The sequence below is a fragment of the Neosynechococcus sphagnicola sy1 genome (genome assembly GCF_000775285.1).
Lineage (GTDB): Bacteria > Cyanobacteriota > Cyanobacteriia > Neosynechococcales > Neosynechococcaceae > Neosynechococcus > Neosynechococcus sphagnicola.
In genome coordinates this window covers 102,259-123,556 of sequence record NZ_JJML01000016.1, presented here as the reverse complement: position 1 = coordinate 123,556, position 21,298 = coordinate 102,259, and the positions used below count along the sequence as shown (strand labels likewise).

16 protein-coding genes and 3 pseudogenes are annotated in these 21,298 nt (G+C 53.6%); 6 read left to right on the top strand and 13 right to left on the bottom strand.

Going from position 1 to position 21,298, the window contains the following annotated elements; genetic code table 11:
• Nucleotides 1-27 precede the first annotated feature (27 nt).
• From pstA to pstS, 3 genes are all read right to left on the bottom strand, one after another.
• The gene (pstA, locus tag DO97_RS07755; RefSeq protein ID WP_036532241.1) at nt 28-828 is read right to left on the bottom strand and encodes a phosphate ABC transporter permease PstA; all 801 of its coding nucleotides are present in this window, start codon (nt 826-828) and stop codon (nt 28-30) included.
• 120 nt (nt 829-948) lie between these two features.
• Nucleotides 949-1,899: a phosphate ABC transporter permease subunit PstC gene (gene pstC / locus DO97_RS07750; protein WP_036532380.1), complete on the bottom strand. Its 951-nt coding sequence runs from the start codon at nt 1,897-1,899 to the stop codon at nt 949-951.
• Nucleotides 1,900-2,013: 114 nt separating this feature from the next.
• On the bottom strand, nt 2,014-3,099 hold the full coding sequence (pstS, locus tag DO97_RS07745) for a phosphate ABC transporter substrate-binding protein PstS (RefSeq protein WP_036532240.1): 1,086 nt from the start codon (nt 3,097-3,099) through the stop codon (nt 2,014-2,016).
• A gap of 216 nt (nt 3,100-3,315) precedes the next feature.
• Between pstS and bioB the strand changes: the two genes are divergently transcribed.
• From bioB to DO97_RS07725, 4 genes are all read left to right on the top strand, one after another.
• Complete coding sequence (gene bioB, locus DO97_RS07740) at nt 3,316-4,404, top strand: biotin synthase BioB (protein ID WP_239651563.1); 1,089 nt, start codon at nt 3,316-3,318, stop codon at nt 4,402-4,404.
• A gap of 23 nt (nt 4,405-4,427) precedes the next feature.
• A complete protein-coding gene (locus tag DO97_RS07735; protein ID WP_072016396.1) occupies nt 4,428-5,039 on the top strand; it encodes a biotin transporter BioY in 612 nt (203 codons plus the stop codon).
• Nucleotides 5,040-5,137: 98 nt separating this feature from the next.
• On the top strand, nt 5,138-5,845 hold the full coding sequence (locus DO97_RS07730; protein ID WP_036532239.1) for a DUF1995 family protein: 708 nt from the start codon (nt 5,138-5,140) through the stop codon (nt 5,843-5,845).
• A gap of 167 nt (nt 5,846-6,012) precedes the next feature.
• Nucleotides 6,013-6,774, top strand: coding sequence for a metallophosphoesterase family protein (locus DO97_RS07725; RefSeq protein WP_036532236.1), 762 nt, complete (start codon nt 6,013-6,015; stop codon nt 6,772-6,774).
• Here DO97_RS07725 and DO97_RS07720 read toward each other — a convergent pair.
• The gene (locus DO97_RS07720) at nt 6,763-7,584 is read right to left on the bottom strand and encodes a M48 family metallopeptidase (RefSeq protein WP_239651562.1); all 822 of its coding nucleotides are present in this window, start codon (nt 7,582-7,584) and stop codon (nt 6,763-6,765) included. The two genes, DO97_RS07725 and DO97_RS07720, sit on opposite strands and share 12 nt — an antisense overlap.
• A 196-nt stretch (nt 7,585-7,780) precedes the next feature.
• On the opposite strand from DO97_RS07720, the gene DO97_RS07715 reads away from it, so the two are divergent.
• The gene (locus tag DO97_RS07715; RefSeq protein ID WP_036532233.1) at nt 7,781-8,302 is read left to right on the top strand and encodes a DUF4330 domain-containing protein; all 522 of its coding nucleotides are present in this window, start codon (nt 7,781-7,783) and stop codon (nt 8,300-8,302) included.
• Between the two features lie 114 nt (nt 8,303-8,416).
• Here the strand turns inward: DO97_RS07715 and DO97_RS07710 are convergent, their stop codons facing one another.
• On the bottom strand, nt 8,417-10,006 hold the full coding sequence (locus DO97_RS07710) for an NAD(P)H-quinone oxidoreductase subunit N (protein ID WP_036532232.1): 1,590 nt from the start codon (nt 10,004-10,006) through the stop codon (nt 8,417-8,419).
• Between the two features lie 329 nt (nt 10,007-10,335).
• On the opposite strand from DO97_RS07710, the pseudogene topA reads away from it, so the two are divergent.
• A pseudogene (gene topA, locus DO97_RS07705) lies at nt 10,336-13,054 on the top strand (type I DNA topoisomerase).
• Nucleotides 13,055-13,137: 83 nt separating this feature from the next.
• On the opposite strand, the gene egtD reads toward topA, so the two are convergent.
• From egtD to DO97_RS07665, 8 genes and pseudogenes are all read right to left on the bottom strand, one after another.
• The gene (egtD, locus tag DO97_RS07700; protein WP_052128510.1) at nt 13,138-14,193 is read right to left on the bottom strand and encodes an L-histidine N(alpha)-methyltransferase; all 1,056 of its coding nucleotides are present in this window, start codon (nt 14,191-14,193) and stop codon (nt 13,138-13,140) included.
• 12 nt (nt 14,194-14,205) lie between these two features.
• A pseudogene (locus DO97_RS07695) lies at nt 14,206-15,436 on the bottom strand (SUMF1/EgtB/PvdO family nonheme iron enzyme).
• A 281-nt stretch (nt 15,437-15,717) separates the two neighbouring features.
• The gene (locus DO97_RS07690) at nt 15,718-16,242 is read right to left on the bottom strand and encodes a DUF3124 domain-containing protein (protein ID WP_036532229.1); all 525 of its coding nucleotides are present in this window, start codon (nt 16,240-16,242) and stop codon (nt 15,718-15,720) included.
• Nucleotides 16,239-16,571: a hypothetical protein gene (locus DO97_RS24985; RefSeq protein ID WP_204368531.1), complete on the bottom strand. Its 333-nt coding sequence runs from the start codon at nt 16,569-16,571 to the stop codon at nt 16,239-16,241. Before DO97_RS24985 ends, DO97_RS07690 begins: the two co-directional genes overlap by 4 nt.
• A gap of 4 nt (nt 16,572-16,575) precedes the next feature.
• Nucleotides 16,576-17,181 (bottom strand): DUF3611 family protein, encoded by a 606-nt coding sequence (locus DO97_RS07680; RefSeq protein ID WP_036532225.1) that lies wholly within the window; start codon nt 17,179-17,181, stop codon nt 16,576-16,578.
• A gap of 174 nt (nt 17,182-17,355) precedes the next feature.
• Nucleotides 17,356-18,528 carry a M20 family metallopeptidase gene (locus DO97_RS07675; protein ID WP_052128509.1) on the bottom strand — a complete coding sequence of 391 codons (1,173 nt, stop codon included), beginning with the start codon at nt 18,526-18,528 and terminating at the stop codon, nt 17,356-17,358.
• Nucleotides 18,529-18,597: 69 nt separating this feature from the next.
• A pseudogene (locus DO97_RS30930) lies at nt 18,598-19,969 on the bottom strand ((Fe-S)-binding protein).
• Between the two features lie 3 nt (nt 19,970-19,972).
• Complete coding sequence (locus DO97_RS07665) at nt 19,973-21,298, bottom strand: FAD-binding oxidoreductase (protein ID WP_081980669.1); 1,326 nt, start codon at nt 21,296-21,298, stop codon at nt 19,973-19,975.

Here is a 21,298-nt window from a genome sequence, read left to right as displayed (position 1 = left end):
AGTTGCACCAAAATTCAGGATTGTGGCTTAGTAGGTTTTACGGTGGGTTGCCCAACGAGAAATCACACTGGTAAAGAGCACCAGCACAATTAACACCAGAGAAGCAGACCAGGCTAATGCCTGCTGATTCTTGAACGGAACCGTGGCAAAGTTATAGATCAACACCGACAGGGAGGGAGTCGGTTCCAATATCGATCGGGGCCAAAATTGGGTAAACAGCGCCGTGAAAATCAGGGGGGCAGTTTCCCCAGCAGCACGGGAAATCGCCAACATCACCCCTGTAAGAATTGCCGGCAGGGCAGCGGGCAGCACCACCCAAAACACTGTCTGCATATTGGTTGCCCCCAAACCAACGGCTGCCTGGCGAACCTCATTGGGTATCAGTTTCAGGGATTCTTCGGTCGTCCGGGCAATGATCGGCAACATCAAGATAGCAAGAGCAAAGCCACCTGCGATCGCTGAGAAGCCCCCCGTGGTTAATACGACGACCCCGTAGGCAAACACGCCCACCACAATCGAGGGGACACCACTGAGAACATTCGTTGCAAAGCGAATCCAGGAAGCTAGAGAAGTTCCCCCCCCAAACTCTGACAGAAACACCGCTGCCATGACCCCCACGGGCACCGCCAAGCAGGCTCCCAGACCCACCATGAGCAATGTGCCAAGAATAGCGTTGGCAAAACCGCCACCTGGCACTCCTGGGGGGGGGGTTAGTTGGGTGAAGGCATTGAAGTTTAGCTGAGACACGCCCTGAATCAGCACATAGGAGATCACAGCAATCAGAGGGACTAGAGCGATCGCGGCAGCAGCGAAGGTAAGCCCGGTCATCAAGAACCCAAAGAGAGACCGAGGGGAACCCTTGGCTCGGCGAAAATTAGGGCCATTGCCGGGGGGGGGGTAGGAGAGGAACTTGCAGTCATAGCGTCGTAAGGTCTCCCTGGGAGAAAACTAGATCTTTTGCACCCTGCGTACTAACATTTCTGCCAATATGTTGATTAGCAGTGTCAGAAAAAACAATACGAGAGCGGCATACATCAAAGCCGACACCTGAAGTCCCTTGGCTTCGGCAAACTGATTCGCCAGCAAGGACGAGATGGTGTTCGCCGGGGCAAGAATCGATGCAGTAATGGTGTTCGAGTTACCAATTAACATGGTCACCGCCATGGTTTCGCCCATGGCTCGTCCCAATGCCAGCATAATGGCCCCAACAATGCCTGAAAAAGCAGCTGGTAGCATCACCAACAGAATTGTTTCCCAGGGGGTGGCTCCCAACCCCAGGGCAGCCTGTTTCAGCTCTTTAGGCACTGCAACTAGGGCATCTCTGGAAATCGCGGCGATCGTCGGCAGAATCATTATGGCTAGAATCACCCCTGCAGGCAGCATCCCTGGGCCACTCAGGGGGGTACTAAACAGGGGGAACCACCCCAAATGGCTATGAAGCCAGCCCGCCGGGGCTCGCAAAAGGGGAATCAGGACAAAAATTCCCCACAACCCATAGACGACGCTGGGAATCGCCGCCAGTAACTCAACGAAAAATACCAGTACCGTCTGCACCTGGGTTGGCAGGAAGTCCTCGGTTAAAAACACCGCCACTCCGAGGCCGACAGGAATTGCCAGTAACAGGGCCAGAAAAGAACTTGCCAGGGTGCCAAAGATTTGGGGTAACGCGCCGTACTGATCCTTGACGGGATTCCAGTCGGTGGAGGTCAAAAAGCCCAAGGCGAAGGTCTGCATGGCCGGAAAGGCGGCAATCAAAACCTCAAGGGTAATCCAGATCAACACTCCCGCGATCGCAAGGGCAAAAACCTGGGTCATCCAAACAAAGCCCCGATCCAGCTGTCGATCAACAGGGGAGCGGGGTTTTGCGATCGCGTGAGACTGCTTGAGAGTGAGTGTCATGGGCATTCTCGGAGAAAACTAGGGGGAGATGATCCAAGAGGGCTGCTTTCACCTTTGGGCAATACTGTGGAACTCTGGCGTAGAGGAATGCAGTACTGCCCTTGGGTAGAAGACCTAGGGGCTGATGGTGTCAACAGCCGCTGTAACCTTGGTTACAACCTCTGCAGGGAGGGGAACATAACCCAGATCAGGACTGAGTTTCTGCCCATCGGTTAAGCTCCACTTCAGAACCTCTTTCAGGGATTTTGCCTTTTCCGGATTGTCGTAGGTCTTGTAAGCCAGAACCCAGGTATAGGTGACAATCGGGTAGGAACCCTCCCCCTCTGGATCGGGGTCAAAGGCCATCAGGCTCTCAGGCAGCTGAATCTTGGCAAGCGCTGCCGCTGCAGACTCGGGGGTGTAGGTGACAAATTTACCCGCTTTATTTTCCAAGCTAGCAAAAGTCACATTGTTTTCCTTGGCATACCCGTACTCAATGTAGCCAATTGCCCCCGGTGTTTGTTGGATCTGAGCGGTCACCCCTTCATTACCCTTGGCACCGGTTCCCACAGGCCACTGAATTGACTTACCGTTTCCGGGGCCATTTTTCCAGTCTGGACTAATCGCACTCAGGTGTTTGGTAAAGGTTGCGGTCGTCCCGCTGCCATCCGAGCGATAGATGACTGCGATCGGCAGATCAGGTAACGTCACACCCGCATTGTCCTTGGCGAGTTTCGGGTCATTCCACTTGGTAATCTTGCCCTGGAAAATCGCCGTCAGGTTCTCTCGAGACAGCTTTAAATCCTTGACATCGGGCAAATTATAAGCGGCAACAATGCCGCCAGCGGTCATCGGTAACAGCAGAGCCCCGCGAGACACCTTGGCTACCTCATCCGGCTTCATACCGACATCACTGGCCCCAAAGTCTACGGTACCACCAACAAACTGTTGCACACCCGCACCACTGCCAACCGACTGGTAGCTAACTTGGACATTGGGATGGAGTTTGTTGTAGTCAGCAAACCAACGTTGGTAGAGGGGAGCCGGAAAAGTCGCCCCTGCCCCACTCAGGGATACGGTGGCACCAGGACTCGCTGTTCCTGTTCCTGTATTGGATTGAGGCGGATTACTTTGACAGGATGCCAAACCCACTGTCAAGGCCAGGAAGGGCAGGAAAAGGGCTTGACCAGCAGCAGATGGAATTCTTGAGAAGAGTTGCATTTGAGCTCTGGGGTGAACAGTTTTGCAGTAAACGTATCAAAGAGTACTGCTTGATCGTAAAGATTAGGTTAAAGCCTCCTGGGGTCTGAGAAGCAACTAATGGCTGGAAGCTAGGTTTCAGGGGTTTTTCCGCTGCTGGGAATTCTGCCCGCAGCCAGTCCACTGAGGTGATAAAATGCCAGCATTTGCTTCACTGAAACGTTAATTGAGTCCATCGTGCTTCAAGCATCCTTGCCCGGTTGCGCTCCTGATCGATTCGACTGGAATCAGCTTGCTAATTGCGCCTTAGCGGGGGAGCTGATTACTCGCGAACAGGCTCGAGCGGTGCTCCGTGCCCCCGATTCGGTCTTGTTGGAACAGTTGGCGGCGGCCTATCGGGTGCGTCGTCATTATTGGGGAAATCGCGTCCGCTTACATTTTTTGTTGAATGCCCAGAGTGGTCTCTGCCCAGAGGATTGCCATTATTGTTCCCAATCGAAAATCTCCAGCGCTGAAATTGAGAAGTACCCTTTGTTGGGCAAACAGAAAATCCTAGCAGCGGCGGAACGGGCTGCTGATTTGAAGGCCGGTACCTTTTGCCTGGTGATCTCGGGACGCACCCCCAATGAGGCAACCTTCGGAAAGGTTTTAGAGGCTGTTCAAGAGATTAAATCCAACTTCGACCTGAAAGTCTGCGCCTGTTTGGGTCTGTTAAGCGGGGAACAGACCCAGCGCTTAGCAGCGGCAGGGGTGGATCGGGTGAATCACAATCTCAATACCTCGGCAGATCACCACGGCAATATTTGCACCACCCATACCTACGGCGATCGCATCTCGACCCTGGAACAGGTCAAAGCCGCCGGGATTACCACCTGTTCTGGGGGCATTATTGGCATGGGGGAAGGTGACGACGACATCATCGATTTGGCTCTGTCCCTGGGGCAATTGGGCATTACCAGTGTACCTGTGAATTTTCTGATTCCGATTCCAGGGACACCGTTTGCGAATGTACAAACCCTCACCCCCCGTCATTGTCTCCGGGTGTTGTGCCTGTTTCGCTTCCTGCTCCCCTCCCAAGAGATTCGGATTGCCGGCGGCAGAGAAGTCCACCTGCGATCGCTGCAACCCCTAGGTCTCTATGCAGCGAACTCGATCTTTGTGGGCGACTACCTTACCACCCCCGGACAGGCCGCCCAAGCAGATTGGGAGATGATTTGGGATGCTGGCTTTGTGTTGGAAGCTGCCGATGGCTCACCCATGGAGAACCCTACAATGGTGGAAAACGGTGATGCTGACGATTCCCGATTGCACACCGTCCCCTGTTGAATGTCCCCTCTTGAATCACGCAAGTGGCAGCTTCCACTGAACTTCTCTGGGCTTTAGTTGGTTTATTCCTGACGATTAATGGCACCTTTTTAGAAGCCCAAATTACCAATCCTCCTTGGTATTGGAGCCTCAGTGGAATCGAAACCTATCCTCTAGGTGTCACCTACCAGGTGGGGGCGGTTTTACTGACAGGATGTTTGGGGGGGCGGAATGCGGCGTTGATCTCGCAAATTGCCTACCTGGGTCTGGGTTTATTTGGCTATCCAATCATTTCTGTCTTTGCCCAGGGGGGTGGTCTGGACTACCTGACCGAGCCAACTTTTGGCTATTTGCTGGGGTTCATTCCTGCTGCTTGGGTCTGTGGCTATCTGGCTTTTAAGCTACCGACTCGTCTGGAGTTACTGGCTCTGAGTTGTTTGGCAGGGCTGTTGACCATTCATAGCACCGGATTGCTCTACCTGGTGTTGGGACACCTGTTGCAATGGGGAAAGGACTTAGCGGCCTTGTCTCTCCCTGAGGCGATCCTGAATTATTCCCTGGTACCCCTGCCCGGTCAGTTGATTATTACCTGTGCCGTTGCCATCCTGGCGTTTTTTGCTGCGCTATCTGATGCTCTACTAGGATGCTGGGGGTAATCTGTGCCAACGCCCCCTAGAGAGATTGACACAATCCCTGGGAGGGCGATCGCATCTTGAGGGAGACTAAGAGTTAAAACCCTGCTTGAATATTGATCATGGTGACACTGCCCCAATCCCTGGAAGAAGCAATTGATCAGTCTAGAAGTGCTACCCAAGCTGCGATCTCAGCCGGGTACACACGATTACAAATTGAGCTGCTCCTACCGGAACTCAAACCCATGCCAGTCGCCCAAGAATGGCTGCTACCAACGGCTCCAGAAACCTGGCTACCAGCCCCCTGTAAGGTGCTGTTTGCTGATGCGGGGGCCGGAGCCTTGGCGCGGCGGGAGTGGCCGCTCGCCAATGTGGCAATCTACGGGCTGGGGGAGTTGAAAGCAACCGTAGAACCAGGGGATCAATCCTTTGTGCTGATTGCTCCGTCTGCCGTAGAAGTCGAGACGGTGGAAAAGCTGTGTCAGCAAGTTGGGGAGCGTCCCCTGATCATGCTCAATCCCCGCCTGGAAGATGCCAGCGTTACGGGCATTGGCTATGTGGGACGGCAACTGCGGCAGCGTTTTCTCAATACCTTTGAACCTTGTTACTACCTGCGACCGCTGGAGGGTGCTGTCTTGTTCCGCAGCTATCCAACCCCCTGGCAGATTTGGTTGGAGCAAGCGGGGAGCCATCAATGCGTGGCTGAAGTTCCCCTGAAACCCATCGGTGATGAACTGGATCGGTTGTTGATGCAGGCCAGTGGTCAACGGCGCCGTCAGGGAGGGTTTCTAGCAGACTTACAACGCCTCCTGCGTACCCTCAACAGGTAAAATATGATACACAGTTTACAATGACTTTCCCGCAGGTCGCAAGATCACGGAACAATTGCGGCATAATGGGACTAGCCTGACTCAGACACCTCCGTAGAGATGCGATCCCTAGCCCCGTGATTGCTCCGTAGATCGAAGACGGCTATACCCGTTCCGTACCTGAAGTAATGAGTACCAACAGCCAGCGTCAGATCGTTATCGGAGATGTGCATGGACATTACGCTGGCCTTATGACCCTACTGGAGGCGATCGCACCCAGTACAACGGATCAGGTTTACTTTTTGGGGGATTTGATTGACCGAGGACCCGAGAGCTCCCAGGTAGTTCGGTTTGTGAAAGAGGGTTCCCATCAATGTCTTTTGGGGAACCACGAACAATTTTTGTTAGATGCGTTTCCAGACAATCAGATCCAAAATCAAGCCTTGCAATCATGGCTCTATAGCGGCGGCCACATGACTCTGGTGAGCTATGGCGAGGATATGGATCTGCTGCTGGAGCATGTGGAGTGGATGCGAACGTTACCCCTATACATCGATCTAGGAGCTGTTTGGCTCGTCCATGCCGGAGTCAACCCCCAGATGCCCTTGGAAGCGCAAGGGGCTCAGGAATTCTGCTGGGTTCGTGAAGCCTTTCACAGTCATCCCCAGCCTTACTTCCCGGATAAATTAATCATTGCCGGACATACGATTACCTTCACCCTCCCTGGGGTTGCCCCCGGTGAGTTGGCTCAGGGTGCGGGGTGGTTAGATATCGATACCGGAGCTTACCATCCCAAGAGCGGCTGGTTGACAGGGCTGGATCTCACCAATCGCCAAGTCTATCAGGTCAATGTCTACCAGGACTGCCAGCGAACCCTCTCCTGGGAAGCAGCCATTACCCACATCGAACCAGCCCAGGTGATTCGCCATCGCCAGTTGCTAAGACTCTAAGAGACTGAGCAATTGGCGTTTATAGGCCAATCCATCCAGACCCTCCCCTTGGCTGGCTGTCGCCGGATCAATGGCTTGCTGCAAGGCAATAATCCGGGCAGCAGTCGCTGGGTGAGTACTCAAAAATGAGGGAATTGAACGCTCTGCCTGTAGTTTCTTGAGAAAATCCACCATGGCGATGGGGGCATAGCCAGAGCGTTTCAGCATTACCAGCCCTTTCTGATCGGCTTCCAACTCATTCTGACGACTACCGGGGCGGTTGATGGCTAAGTCCACCCCCAGGGAAACCAATCGGCTATCTTCCAGCCCCGCAACCGTCGCTATCCCTTTCTCTAACGCTGCTTTCCGCAATTGCTCGACGGCATGACGACTGCTGATATGTCCAATCTCGTGGGCAAGAACGCTGGCGAGTTGGGCCTCATTATCCGCTGCCCGGAGTAAGCCCGTATTGACGTAGACAAAGCCTCCCATCGTGGCAAAGGCATTAATGCTGCGATCGGCAACCACTTGAAACCGATAGGGGAGATTGGGGCGATCGCTGTTGGCTGCTAGTTGTCGCCCCAAACGATTAATGTAACGAGTCAGGGCGGGATTTTCATACAGCCGAATTTTTCGCCCGACGAGTTCACGGTTAATTTGTTGTCCTAGGGCGACTTCCTGACGATCAGAAATGGTCGAGAGGCGAATGACTTCAATTCCCTGACGCAGCAGATCACCCCAGGGAAATGCCTGGGTACGGGTGGGTGCACCCATGATCAATCCCAGTGCCACCCCCAGTGCCACTAAGGGATAGAGCCAGAAATGACGCAAACCCCTGCTGCTAAATCGATGCAATTGAACCATCGTTCTGGTGTGTGAGCAGTCTCTTAAAAAGACTGAGGTTACTGATCAGATTAGACGCAGGGAAGATGCTCGAAGTTGCAACAGCCATCTTCAGGCTGGGGAACACCAGTGCTGCTGCGTTTGCTATGGTATCCTGACCCAAGTCTAGCTACGAAAACAGCATATGGCTCTGATAGATCCGCAAGGACGTTTATTGGGCAAAATCAGTATTCTTGACCTGGGAGCCGCCTTGGTGATTTTGCTGGTAGTTGTCGGTATCTTTTTCTTCCCTGGTACCTCTGGTTCGGTTGCCCAAATTGGCGTGGCCACAAAGCCCGTTGAGGTCGATGTCATGGTCAAAGGCTTGGGGGTCAGTAATCCCCAAAGCCTAGTCAAGCCCGGTGAGAAGACAAATTTGATTATTCGGAATCAGCCCTACGGTCAAATTAATGTCAAGTCGGTGGAAATTTTGCCCCGTACCACCCCTGTCCCTCAACCCGACGGCTCTGTAAAAGCCTTGCCAGATCCCAGACCGGAACTGAAATTCAGTGCCGATCTCTTACTCACCCTGAGCGGTGAGGCCAAAATCACTAGCAAAGGCCCCGTACTGGGCAATAGCAATATCAAAGTTGGTACCTTGGTAGAACTGGAAGGGTTAACCTATGACTTTAATGCCAGTGTGATTGATGTGCGGATTCAGCCTTAAGTAGCGACATGCCGCCGCCCTTGTGGTGGTGTCTCTGGAAAATTATCAGCAGCAGCGATCGCCAAAAAAAGGGAGGCTCTGACCTCCCTGATGCAAACAAATCATCACCACCCCTCAGAGTACCTGCCCACCCTCCCCTGGCAGCAGGTTGGGAGGCAGTTTCGTTGTGGCAACACTGGGGACTGCTGTCCGAGTAATCTCCGCTTGCAGAACCGAACTATTGACAATGGCATCATTCGCCAGGGTAAACAGGGGATTTGAGAGAATGCCGGCGATGGAAGTTGCCACCACCGTTGAGATCAGGCCAATTTGCAACGGCCGCATCCCCGGTAAATTCCAGCGAATCTCTGGATAATTTTTGACAACCTCTGACATTTCCTGAGGTTCTTTTACCACCATCATCTTGATGACTCGAATGTAGTAGTAAATCGAGACCACACTGGTAATCAAGCCCAAGAGAACCAACCCGTAGGCACCGGCTCGCCAACCAGCCCAGAACAAATACAGTTTGCCGAAGAAACCAGCAAAGGGAGGAATGCCCCCAAGGGACAGCAGACAAATGCTCAGCCCTAGGGTTAACAGCGGATCTTTCTGATAAAGTCCGGCATATTCACTGATCTGGTCGGTGCCCGTTCGCAGAGAAAACAGAATCACACAAATAAAGCCTCCCAGGTTCATAAACAGGTAAACCAGAAGATAGAACACCATACTGGCATACCCTTCTGTGGTTCCCGTTATTAACCCAATCATTACAAACCCCGCCTGACCAATCGATGAGTAGGCCAAGAGGCGCTTCATGCTGGTTTGGGTGAGGGCAACTACATTCCCTAGGATCATGCTGAGTACGGCTAAGGCGGTAAACACATAGTGCCACTGCGCCTCCATGGATGGAAAAGCAGCCGCTAGCAACCGAATCGCCAAGGCAAATCCTGCGGCCTTAGAGCCAACGGATAAGAAGGCAACAATGGGGGTTGGTGAGCCTTCATAGACATCTGGAGTCCACTGATGAAAGGGAACTGCTGAGATTTTGAAGGCAATGCCAGCAATCACAAATACGAGGGCAATCACCAGTCCCAGAGATTCTCCCGTTCCTAGGGTTGCGAGGTTGGTACCAATGGCACTGAGGCGGGTTTCACCCCCTGATAACCCATAGAGCAACGAGATGCCGTAGAGAAAGATTGCTGAACTAGATGCCCCAATGAGCAGGTATTTGAGGGCTGCTTCGTTGGAGCGAGGATCTCGCTTCATGTACCCGGTCAGCAAGTAAGAGGAGATACTGAGGGTTTCCAGGGAGACAAAGATGGTGACAAGTTCATCAGCACCGCAAAGAAACATGCCACCTACGGTTGCAGTCAGTAGAATTGTAATGAATTCCCCTAGGGAGGTTCCTGTCTGCTCCACATAGCGGATCGACATGAGAATTGTCACCGCTGATGACAGGGCAATAATCCCCCGGAAGACCACACTCAGGGGATCTCCGTTAAATTCTCCCAGGAAGGCAATCGGATTGCTGGTATCCCATTGATAATAAAGAGCAATCATCGCTGCGAACAGTCCGGCGATCGCCCCGTAGGGAGTCCAGCGCGCAGAACTACGTCCAGCAATCAGGTCGGCAATCAAAACCAGCAACAAGGTGGTGATGACGATGCCCTCTGGCAGGATTGTCCCGGCATTGAGTTGAGCTACAAGACTGGCAAAATCCATAAGCTATATAAGGGATGGGAGAATGCAGATATTATAAGGCTCCCCAATTCTATCGGACGACCGCTCCCATTCTGGCTGCCTATGGCTGTATATCTAGGACAGCGATATCTTGAAAACTTTTCTCTATGATTGAGTCATCCGCATTGACCCTGGGTTGGCATCCCAGAGAGACTGCCTTACTGTCGCCAATTCGCGCTATACCTGGATCAAGCAAGTCCCGAATGACCCCGCACCTGCCCTTTCCGCAATGAAGGTCAGGGACTGCCATCAACCCACCAGATTCGATTCGCCTTTGCTACGCTGTCTTTGTTCGCGAAGTTACCCGTCCCATGTCAACCCTCGTCATCGTTGAATCCCCTACCAAAGCCCGCACGATCCGTAATTACCTGCCCGCCAGCTACCGGGTTGAAGCTTCGATGGGACATATTCGAGACCTGCCCCAGTCAGCCAGCGAAATTCCTGAGGGCGTCAAAGGAGAAAAGTGGGCACCCCTCGGTGTGAATGTCGATGCGAATTTTGAGCCTCTCTATGTGGTTCCCAAGGATAAAAAGAAGATTGTTAAAGCCTTGCAGGATGCTCTGAAAGAAGCCGATGAGTTATTGCTGGCAACGGACGAAGACCGCGAAGGAGAAAGCATTAGCTGGCATCTGACCCAGTTGCTCAAGCCCAAAGTCCCCGTCAGGCGCATGGTCTTCCATGAAATTACGGAGGATGCGATTCACGCTGCCCTTCGGAACTGCCGTGATATTGATGAACAACTGGTGCACGCCCAGGAAACTCGCCGGATTCTCGATCGCTTAGTGGGATATACCCTCTCACCGCTGCTGTGGAAAAAAACTTGCCTGGGGATTGTCGGCAGGACGGGTACAGTCCGTGGCTGTCCGCCTCCTAGTAACTCGGGAGCGCCAACGCCGTGCCTTTCGCACCGGGAGTTATTGGGATCTTAAAGCCCTCCTAGAACACGAACAGACCCCCTTTGAAGCCCGCTTGACAACTTTAGGGGGCATCCGACTGGCAACGGGGAGTGATTTTGATGAATCAACGGGGCAAATTGTAGCGGGACGGCAGGTGCTGCTGCTGAATGAAGCTCAAGCACGAGAACTGCAAGCACGGTTGCTGACCCAGCCCTGGAGCGTGACCCACCTAGAAGAGAAGCCCGTTACCCGCAAGCCTTCGCCTCCGTTTACCACTTCGACACTGCAACAAGAAGCCAACCGGAAGTTGCGCCTCACCGCCCGCGATACCATGCGAGTGGCTCAGAGCCTTTATGAACAGGGCTACATTAGCTACATGCGGACGGACTCCGTTCACCTGTCTCAGCAGGCGATCGCCGCCACCCGTGAATGTGTGCAGCAGATGTATGGTTCTCAGTACCTGAGTCCCCAACCCCGTCAGTACACCACCAAGAGTAAAGGGGCACAGGAAGCCCATGAAGCGATTCGGCCTGCGGGAAGTGCTTTTCGCACGCCCCAGGAAACTGGTTTAACTGGTCGTGAGTTACAGCTCTATGACCTGATTTGGAAGCGCACCGTTGCCACCCAAATGGCCGAAGCCCGTCAGACCCACATTACGGTGCAACTCCAAGTTGAAGACGCAGGCTTCCGCACCACTGGCAAGCGTATTGACTTCCCAGGATTTTTTCGTGCCTACGTGGAAGGCTCTGATGATCCCGATGCCGCCATTGAAGATCAGGAGGTGATTCTGCCCCTCCTCCGAGTTGGGGATGCCCCTGAGTGCCAGGAATTGAGAGCCGTTGGCCATGAGACCCAACCCCCGGCTCGCTACACCGAAGCCTCCTTAGTTAAAACCCTGGAAAGTGAGGGCATTGGTCGCCCCAGTACCTACGCGACCATTATTGGCACCATCATCGACCGGGGGTATGCCCAGATGGTTGGTCATGCGCTCATTCCCACCTTTACGGCTTTCGCCGTTACCACCCTTCTGGAAAAGCACTTTCCTGACTTGGTCGATCCAGGATTTACTGCCCGGATGGAGCAAACCCTGGATGAAATTTCTACGGGTGAAGCTCAATGGCTACCCTATCTACGGAATTTCTATTTGGGAGACAGTGGGCTAGAGACTCAAACTCGGGAACGAGAGGGGGCGATTGACCCCAATGAGGCTCGCACCGTGCAGTTAGAGTCTCCCTCGGAAGCCGCACTGCCCTATAAGGTTCGCATTGGTCGATTTGGTCCCTATATTGAAGTTGAGAATGATAGCGGTTCGGTTAAAGCCTCGATCCCCAAGGATCTCACCCCCGCCGATCTGAGCTTTGAGCAGGTGGAAATACTGCTCCGTCAGAAAACGGAGGGTCCAGATAAGGTGGGTTCCCACCCAGACACGGGAGAACCAATTTATCTCCTCGTCGGCAACTATGGTCCCTATGTCCAGTTAGGAGAAGCAACGGATGCCAGCCCTAAACCAAAGCGAGCTTCCTTGCCCAAGGGTGTCACCACCGACAATCTCACTCTAGAGACGGCAGTGGGTCTCCTCGCCCTCCCCCGTACCCTAGGCACCCATCCTGAGACAGGGGGTAAAATTCAGGCTGGTTTGGGACGATTTGGCCCCTATATCGTCCACGATCAGGGGAAAGAAGGAAAAGATTATCGATCCCTCAAAGCGGGAGATGATGTCCTGACGATCGCCCTGGATCGATCCTTAGAACTCCTGGCAGAGCCGAAAGGACGCCGGGGCAGTCGTGGCCAGATCAAACCCCTACGGGAGCTGGGGGCACATCCCGAAGATGCAGACCCTGTGAATCTTTATAACGGTCCCTATGGGCCTTATATCAAACATGGCAAAACCAATGTCTCGCTGCCTGAGGGAGAGACGATTGAAACAGTCACCCTAGCCATGGCGCTGGAGCTACTGGCGGCTAAATCCTCCCAGAAGAAGTCGGGACGAAAAACCAGTAAAGCTACTGCGATTCAGACTCCGGCCACCACTAAAACCTCTAAAACCACCAAAACATCCCGCAAAACCGTTGGTACGCCCGCTAAAACAGGGAAGCCGAGAGGGAGTCGCAAAACGACTTCATCAGGATCGTGACGGGAGTTGCAGCGCTTCACAGTTCCTGGCTTGTGATCACGCAACTCGTTTTCTGTAAAGAAGATCGGTGTCCCTAAACCCGTTCAGGCAGAGATCGACCGCTGACAGAGCAGCAGCGCAAACCAGTGTTGGGGATCTGTCCAACTATGGAGGGGTTGCAGTTGATAGGCTTGTAGCTCCGTCTTTAAGGTCGGCAGATCAAACTTGCGGGAAATTTCTGTTTGGATAGTTTCCGCCGCTGCCAGTGCCCCTCGAAAATTCAGGGTTTGTAAGGTAACTGTTTGGGAGACCAAACTCCGGAGGTGCATTTCAATCTGGTTTGCCGCAGTGTTATAAAACGCCCAATGAGCAAATTGCGATAGGTCAAAGTTGCCGTTAAATCGCCAGTTCAGATGCCGTAAGCAATTGAGGTTAAAGGCCGCAGTGATCCCCTGAGCGTCATTATAGGCAGGCTCCAGGATTTCAATCGATTTTTGCAGATCGACACCGAGCAGAAAATAATCGCCGGGTCGGAGTGCCTGCTGGACTTGGAGCAGAAATTTCTGGAGGGTCACAGCATCCAGATTGCCAATCGTACTCCCCAAAAAGATCAACAGTCGGGGGAGATCGGGGTCGGAGATTACCCGTGTTGGTTCCCCGAGGGAGTCACCGGACAAATTGACCAGGGCTTGCTCATAGGTTCCCACTCGGCCACAGATGTGGAGTTGGGGATACTGATCCAGCAACTCCAGGGCACTGGTTTTCAGCATCCCGCCACTGACATCAATCGGACAATAGTGCAAGGGAGCGGCCAGCTGACTATAGGCATCCAGCAGCAAACGGGTTTTGCTAGAACTGCCGCTGCCTAATTCCACCAGTTCGCACCCACCGGTGAACTCAGCAATTTCAGCCGCAGCAGTGGTTAAGATCCGCCGTTCAGTTCGGGTGGGATAATATTCCGGCAGAGTGCAGATTTGCTCGAACAGCAAGGAACCCTGATCGTCGTAGAAATAACGGCAGGGAAGGGTTTTGGGTACCTGACTGAGACCTTGAATCACATCCTCACCGTGATCCACTGTCTGGTCAGGAGTACCCAGGGGAATGTATTGGAACCGGGGTTGTGGCTGAGATTGATTCACCACTTCATAGAAAGTTGTCATTGATGGACTCCCTCACACAGGTTGGCTGGAAGCACAGCGGAACCCCGCTAGAATTTGCCGCACACCGGGATGATACCAGTTACGAAAACTGTTCCGCAGTGCCCAGGGACGGGTTGCCCAACTGCCACCTCTAAGGACACGATGCTGCCCATCAAAGTAAGCGGCAGAGTAGCCAGGGTAAGGATAGCCAACAAAATTGGGGTAGGGGGCAAAGTCAGTGGCTGTCCATTCCCAAACGTTGCCCAAACAGTCGTCACAGCCATAGTAACTTTGACCCTGGGGATAGGTCTGAACAGGGGTGGTGTGCCCTGGTTGATGATCATAGTTGCAGTGAGTTGGCGTTGGCGGTTCCATGCCCCAGGGGTACGGGGTGCGATCGCCCCAATTCTGGATTCCAGCTAGCGGCTTTCTCCCACTCAGCCTCGGTGGGCAGACGCTTGCCAATAAAACGACAGTAGGCTTCGGCTTCGTAGGCACTGACCCCACACACGGGATGCTGGGGTTGAGCTTCTTGCCAGTAGAGGGGCTGGGTCACTCCTTGAGATTGTCGCCAGCGCCAACCATCGGCAGACCACCAATGGGAATGCTCATACCCACCGGCCTGGATGAAGCTAGCAAACTGCCCTTGGGTGACAGGATATCGATCGATCCAGTAGGTGGGGAGATCCACCCAATGCTGGGAGCTTTCGTTGTCTAAGGCATCAAGGCGATCGCTGCCTTGCTGAAATTCTCCGGCGGGGATTTTAATCCAGTCATGGAGCCGCGCTGGGTGACGATGGATCGAGGTGAGGGCGCAAACCTCAGCAGTGTGTTGCTGCTGTATCTGCTTCAGGAAACTCATGGTTTCACCGTGTTGACTCTCGTGCTGAAGTAACCACAGCCAGAGTCGTTCTTGGGTTTCGAGGGGGGCAATGTCTAGAGTCTCCAGGGTTTGCTGTCGCACCGCGTGAACATAGGCCAGCAGAGTTATCAGGGGCGGTAAATGCTCACGCTCCGCTTTCGGTAGCCCATCGGCAGCAAATAAGTGCTGATATCGTCCGGCAAGTTCCCGTCCCTCAGCATGGTGCAAAAGCCAGTAGGCTTCTGTGTAGGCGATGTGTCCCAGGTGCCAACCCAGGGGGCTGAATTCAGCATGTATTTGCGATCGCAACCTTGACTCTTGTAACCCCTCAAGTAAGGCCAATGTCCCTTGACGACACTGGTACATCCATTGACGGATCTGCTGCCGATGGATCGAAGGCATCGGGCAATCCGATGGAGCACTGAGGGCGATCTGACTCAGCCGTGAATAATCTCCCATGAATGATTCGGTAAGAGTGTCATTGTTCAGTATCTCTAAGTATTTGCTGCAAATCTGTGCCATTGATGAACTGGAGATAAGAAAATTTTCAGGACACTAGGACTGTCGATCTAGAGCTGTCAGAGACTGGTGAGGCAAAGTTGGCAGCCTGACTAATCCATTGATGACCAATTCCTGGTTTTCATCGTTACTGGCGGATTTAGCCTGGAAACCAGCTGCTTAACCTATCTGCTACTTCCCCAACGTTTGATTACTCGGCCAGGGCTGACAAAAGATAAGCCCTGATTGCCACTGGCATTGATCATGACTGCCTCGATCACAGGGTCAGAAACGTCCCTTTGAGCCACCCACTCTACAATGAAAGCGGCCCCTGACCCACCACTGTCATCGTCTTGATTGACGACAAACGCTGTCGCAGCCAGGGAGCCAAGCTCTATGGGTTTCTCTATATATTTGCGAACAAGTTTACCGCTCGAATCGTAATAATTTGCAGAGGTAATAATGATTGGTTGAGTCAGGTCTGTGTTCCGCAAACTCAGCGTCGCGGTTAAGTCCAACTTTAAACTCTGCTCCCATGCGTAGATGTGCGAGTAGATGGGAACATAGACCGTTTGACCTGTAACAAGCTTCTTGTGGTCGAGGGTGACAACGTTCAATTGATCAACAGGAGCCCGTGGAGGTGGGGGTGATGTACAGGCTGTCAGAAACCCCAACACAAGGACGAAATAGCAATCTGGATACCGCTTCATGTTTGCCCATCCCTTTGCTCAACAACAGTTTCTGGAGCTGCTTCCAGGAGCAAGGTTGCCTTCTCTGGGGCAGATCGCATCCAGAGGGCAATAATACCTGCGATCGGAATCGAAAGAAACACCCCTAGCAATCCAGCGATCCGTTCACCCATCGAGAGAGCCAGAAAGAGCATCAGCATCAGCTGTCCACGGATAAATCCCAAAAGCTTTGCTGAAAGATGCTGATAAATCGATCGCGGGCATCCCCTGGCAAGAGGTTCAGAATTGATGGGATAGATGGCGGTGAACCCATGGTGGATAGCAAGGGGTAAATAGATTGAGAAAGGCACGATATCAAGCGTCCAGGTTGCGATGAAGCCCAACCTGATAAAGCAACAGCAATGCGATCACAGCTCCAACCAATCCAGACGCGATGGCATTAATCATTGCCTGAATCGCAATCATATTCGAGGGGGTAATCAGCGTTCCCGGTGCTGCAACGGTTGTCCCGATCTGATGGGGAACAACGACCGTTGCACCCTGGGGCAGCGTTAGCATTTTGAAGGTTAATTCCCCCACTCGCGTTAGAGCGATGATCACTGCGATCGTCATGGTGCCAAAATTGGCGAACAATCCAAGCTTCAGATTTCGAAGTACCTGGGACTTTGCGGGTCGCAGTAGGGCTGTCTCTAGACTGGCTGACAGTTGAGTATACCGGAAAGACCAGTAAATACTGAAGATGAGCATGATTAGACAGGCGATCGCTAACCATAACCCGAAAGAAAGCCCGCTACTTTGCCGTTGTTTGGGGTTGAATAGGACGGTTGTTAACACGACTAAAATTGGGATCACCCCGAGCACAGATTGCAGCCAGAAACCAATCCATCCCAGCCAGCGAAAGGAATGGGCAATCTGTTGAGGCGTCAGCCGCGGCGCTTCAACTTTGAGAAAGTCAAACATAAGAGGGGTCATTCTAGCAGAATGGACTGATTTTAATCTCTAAGGGTTGAATTCCCCGCTGCTTGCAGCGTACTCTAACTGATAAGTTGTACAGGATTCCCTACCGGACTCTGATTGATCCGACTGATACTTAAGCGCTTAGAGACTTCAGCCTCAAAAGATGTCATATGGATGCTAGGGATACTGGGAAAATTGGGAGGGGTTGGCTGAGCCGCAAGCGGATTGCCAGTATTGCCAAGCAGTATAGGCTAGGGTCGCCACCCCGGTCGCGATCGCCGCTTCATCAGCGGTAAACAGGGGGTGATGCAGAGGATAGTTGGGTTGATCGACAGACCCCACCCCTAGGCGAAACATCGCACCGGGAGCATGTTCGAGGTAGAGGGAAAAATCCTCAGCCCCCATGGAGGGATCGGGAATCATCTGCACCCGTTCCTGCCCCCAGATTTCCCGTGCCGAGCTTTCTAAGAGTTGGTTCAGTTGGGGGTCGTTTTGAACCGACGGCACCCCCCGACGGTAGTTGAGTTCGTAGCGGGCTCCGGAGGATTGACAAACATGGGAAACAATGGTTTCAATCCAGGAAGGCAGGCGATCGCGGGTCTCAGGATGGAGCGATCGCACCGTTCCCAGAAGTCGCACCTGATCCGCAATCACATTGGCAGCCCGTCCACCCTGAATTTGACCAATGGTCAGCACCACGGGATGCAGCGGGTTGTGGGTACGGCTAATCGCCTGCTGGAGGGTGGTGATGATCTGTGCCGCAATCCAAATGGCATCAATCGCTTCGTGGGGACGAGCGCCATGGCCAGATTCTCCTAAAATCAGCAATTCCAGATCATCTGCCGCCGCTGTCAAGGCTCCGTAGCGAATGCCCACCACACCCACGGGAATGCTGGGAAACACATGGAGAGAAAGAATGCTACTCACAGACTCCATGGCTCCATCGGCAATCATCCATCGGGCACCCTGAGAGGTTTCTTCCGCAGACTGGAAGAGGAAGCGAACCTTACCTGGCAAGTACGCCGCTAATTCCGCCAGTACCATGGCCGTCCCCAGACCAACGGTGGTGTGGATGTCATGGCCACAGGCGTGCATAATCCCCGATCGTTGGGAGGCGTAGGCCAATGGGGTTTGTTCTTGAATCGGCAAGGCATCCATATCGGTACGGATAGCCAGTAATCGCGGGTCATTGCCCCGACCGATTAACTCACCCACCACCCCCACCTTGCCCACGCCCTCACGCACCTGCAAACCCGCTGAAGACAGCACCCCTGCCACATAGGCAGCGGTTTGGTATTCCTGACCACTCAACTCTGGATGGGCATGGAGATGACGGTGGATTTCAATCAGGCGGGGGGTTGAGCTTGTGAGTGAGCTGCCGAATTTGGGTCAACATAAGTGCCGTTAGTCAAAAAAACTTCAACCAGGATCTACAACCTCGGTGCCCAACTTGAGGCCGCGAATGGAGTAGTCTAGCAGTTGCATCGGATGCACCACAGGCACAGTCCGGCCTTGTAGTTTTAAATGATGGGAGATCTGGACATAACAGCCAATATTGGCAGAAGCAATCAACGCAGACCCCCGTCTGCAAGAGATTTTCAACGTTTTTGCCGACCCAACTCTGCGGCTACTTCTGGCTGCAAGAGGTTATAAACCCCAGAACTGCCACAACAGAGGGCGGCATCCACAGGCTCTCGCAACGTGACACCGGGAATTTGCCGTAACAACTGCCGGGGTTGCAGACTAAGTTTTTTGGCCGTGGAGCATGTGGCAGGCATCCTGATAGACCACGGTCAGCGGGGTTTCTTGCAGGGGAGCCAAGGGGGTCGTTAAACCTACCTCAGCTAAAAATTCTTGAACATCCTTGACCTTGAGGGCAAATGCCCGAGCCCGCTCGGCATAATCGGGGTCCTCCGCAAGAATCTGACCATATTCCTTCAAGGTGTGACCACAACCCGAGGCGTTGATGATAATGGCATCAACGTCAATGTCGGCAAAGCTATCGATCATCTGGCGGACAAACCCTTGGGCTTGGACTTCTTGTCCTTGGTGATGGGAGAGGGCGCCGCAACAGCCCTGGCTCGGGGGGACAATCACCTCACAGCCATTGGCGGTCAGAACCCGCACCGTGGCATCGTTCACCTCCGGATTAAACAGCCGCTGCACACACCCTAGAATTAAACCGACCCGGAAACGTCGAACTCCTTGGGCAGGGTTGACTGGAGCCACGCGATCGCCAAAGGCTTGGGACGTCACTTGGGGAAGCAGGGATTCCATGGCCGCCAGTTGGGGAGCCACCGCTTTCAGGAATCCCAGCGATCGCACCAGTTTTTGCAGCCCTGATTGCTGGTACATTCCCAGGGGACGCAGTAGCAACCGCAGACGTTGGGGATAGGGGAAGATCGAGAAAATCAAGTGTCTCAGCAGGCGATCGCCCCAGCCTCGAGGATAGTTGCGTTCAATTTGGGGGCGGGTAGCAGCAATCAACTGGTCATACTTCACCCCTGAGGGACAGGCGGTGACACAGGAGAGACACCCCAAGCAAGAATCGAAATGCGGCACCGTCGCCTGGGAGAGGGTCGCTTACCCCCTGAAGAATCGCATTCATCAAATAAATCCGACCTCTGGGGGAGTCGGTTTCCGTGCCCATCACCCGATAACTGGGACAGGTGGGTAAACAAAATCCACAGTGAACACAGGTGTCGAGCACCTTAGAATTGGGGGCATGGTGGGTATCAAACCCACCCGGCGCGGCGGCGGGGGCACTCGGAGAGGCTTCAGAAGATTGCATAGCTCAAATACCACCAACAAAGCGATGGGGACTGAATAACTGTTGCGGGTCAAATTGTGCCTTTAACCCCTGCATCAACGGCAGGGCATTCCCTGAATACCCCCAAATATCCACCTGTTGCTTCAAGGCCATAGGGGCAGCCAATAGGGTGAGAAACCCTCGGTGACGCTGGCACAAACTGCGCATCTGGTTCAACAGCGAAGGGGAACCCGTACCCGCCGCTAACTGGAGCAGACCCAGACCACTGCCGACTTGCAGGTGGGCAGCCACCGTCGCTCCTGTCCAGGTATCCATTTGGGAGAGAACTGCCACCGCTGATTCAGACTCTACTCCGATTTTGCAAAGGATTCCAGTCATCAGCGGGGGAGCTTCCATCATTGCTCGCAATTGCAACCATAGAGCCGCTTCATCAGCTCCCTGATAAATTTGAGGCTGAAGCCCCAAGGTCTGAGCCAGTTGCAACAACCGCCGCGTCTGTTCTTCCACTCCCGCCGCAATGGTTTGGAACCGAATCAATAGACCTAAACCAGGCTTCTGTCCCAGGGCTGCAACCATGGCCGTGGATAACAGATCCAGAGCCGTCGGGGTTAAGGCCGTGGTCATCAGAGTTTGGAGTCCTTGAGCTAGGCGATCGCTGGCTCCGGTTAACAGGATCGTTTGAGACGCTTCTGGTAATGCATAAATGCGAAAAGTAAGTTGGGAGAGAATTCCCAGGGTGCCAAAGGAACCCGTGAACAGTTTCATCAGGTCATACCCAGCCACATTCTTCACCACCCGTCCCCCGGCTTTCGCCACCTGTCCATCGGCACGCACCAAGGAGATGCCCAAGAGTAAATCCCGCACTCCCCCATAGCGCTGGCGGAGGGAGCCAGCACTGGCGGTGGCAACAATTCCCCCCAAGGTCGCCGTTTCCGGATACAGGGGATCGAGGGGTAGAAACTGTCCAGCGGTGGCCAACCTCGTTTGTAATTCCCTGAGCTGCATCCCAGCTTCCACCGTGACCGTGAGATCCCCCACCGCATGTTCGACTAAATTCTGAAGCCGCTGGGTACTGACCACCAAGTCAATCGGGTGCGCCAGTCCACCCCAGTGAATTTTGCTTCCCCGACCACAGGGTAAGACGCGCCAGCGGTGGCGATGGGCAGCGGCCATGATTGCCCCTAACTCCTCCAGGGTCGTGGGAGAAACAACACAGCTGATCTGGGTCTCAGGGGTCACCGCTTGGCGGAATTTTTGCTGCTGCGTTAGCGCTAGATCCTCCCAAGTAGTAACGGCCTCCGCACCAAGCTGATCAATACAGGCTTGGGCGATCGCGGATGAACTGGACAC

Bases quoted from the DNA above. Each gene is read 5' to 3' on its own strand.
- pstS (WP_036532240.1), bottom strand. From the start codon at position 3,099: ATGCAACTCTTCTCAAGAATTCCATCTGCTGCTGGTCAAGCCCTTTTC.
- DO97_RS07715 (WP_036532233.1), top strand. From the start codon at position 7,781: ATGGCTCTGATAGATCCGCAAGGACGTTTATTGGGCAAAATCAGTATT.
- DO97_RS07730 (WP_036532239.1), top strand. From the start codon at position 5,138: ATGGTGACACTGCCCCAATCCCTGGAAGAAGCAATTGATCAGTCTAGA.
- DO97_RS07690 (WP_036532229.1), bottom strand. From the start codon at position 16,242: ATGAAGCGGTATCCAGATTGCTATTTCGTCCTTGTGTTGGGGTTTCTG.
- egtD (WP_052128510.1), bottom strand. From the start codon at position 14,193: ATGACAACTTTCTATGAAGTGGTGAATCAATCTCAGCCACAACCCCGG.
- DO97_RS07710 (WP_036532232.1), bottom strand. From the start codon at position 10,006: ATGGATTTTGCCAGTCTTGTAGCTCAACTCAATGCCGGGACAATCCTG.
- DO97_RS07680 (WP_036532225.1), bottom strand. From the start codon at position 17,181: ATGTTTGACTTTCTCAAAGTTGAAGCGCCGCGGCTGACGCCTCAACAG.
- pstC (WP_036532380.1), bottom strand. From the start codon at position 1,899: ATGACACTCACTCTCAAGCAGTCTCACGCGATCGCAAAACCCCGCTCC.
- DO97_RS07725 (WP_036532236.1), top strand. From the start codon at position 6,013: ATGAGTACCAACAGCCAGCGTCAGATCGTTATCGGAGATGTGCATGGA.
- pstA (WP_036532241.1), bottom strand. From the start codon at position 828: ATGACCGGGCTTACCTTCGCTGCTGCCGCGATCGCTCTAGTCCCTCTG.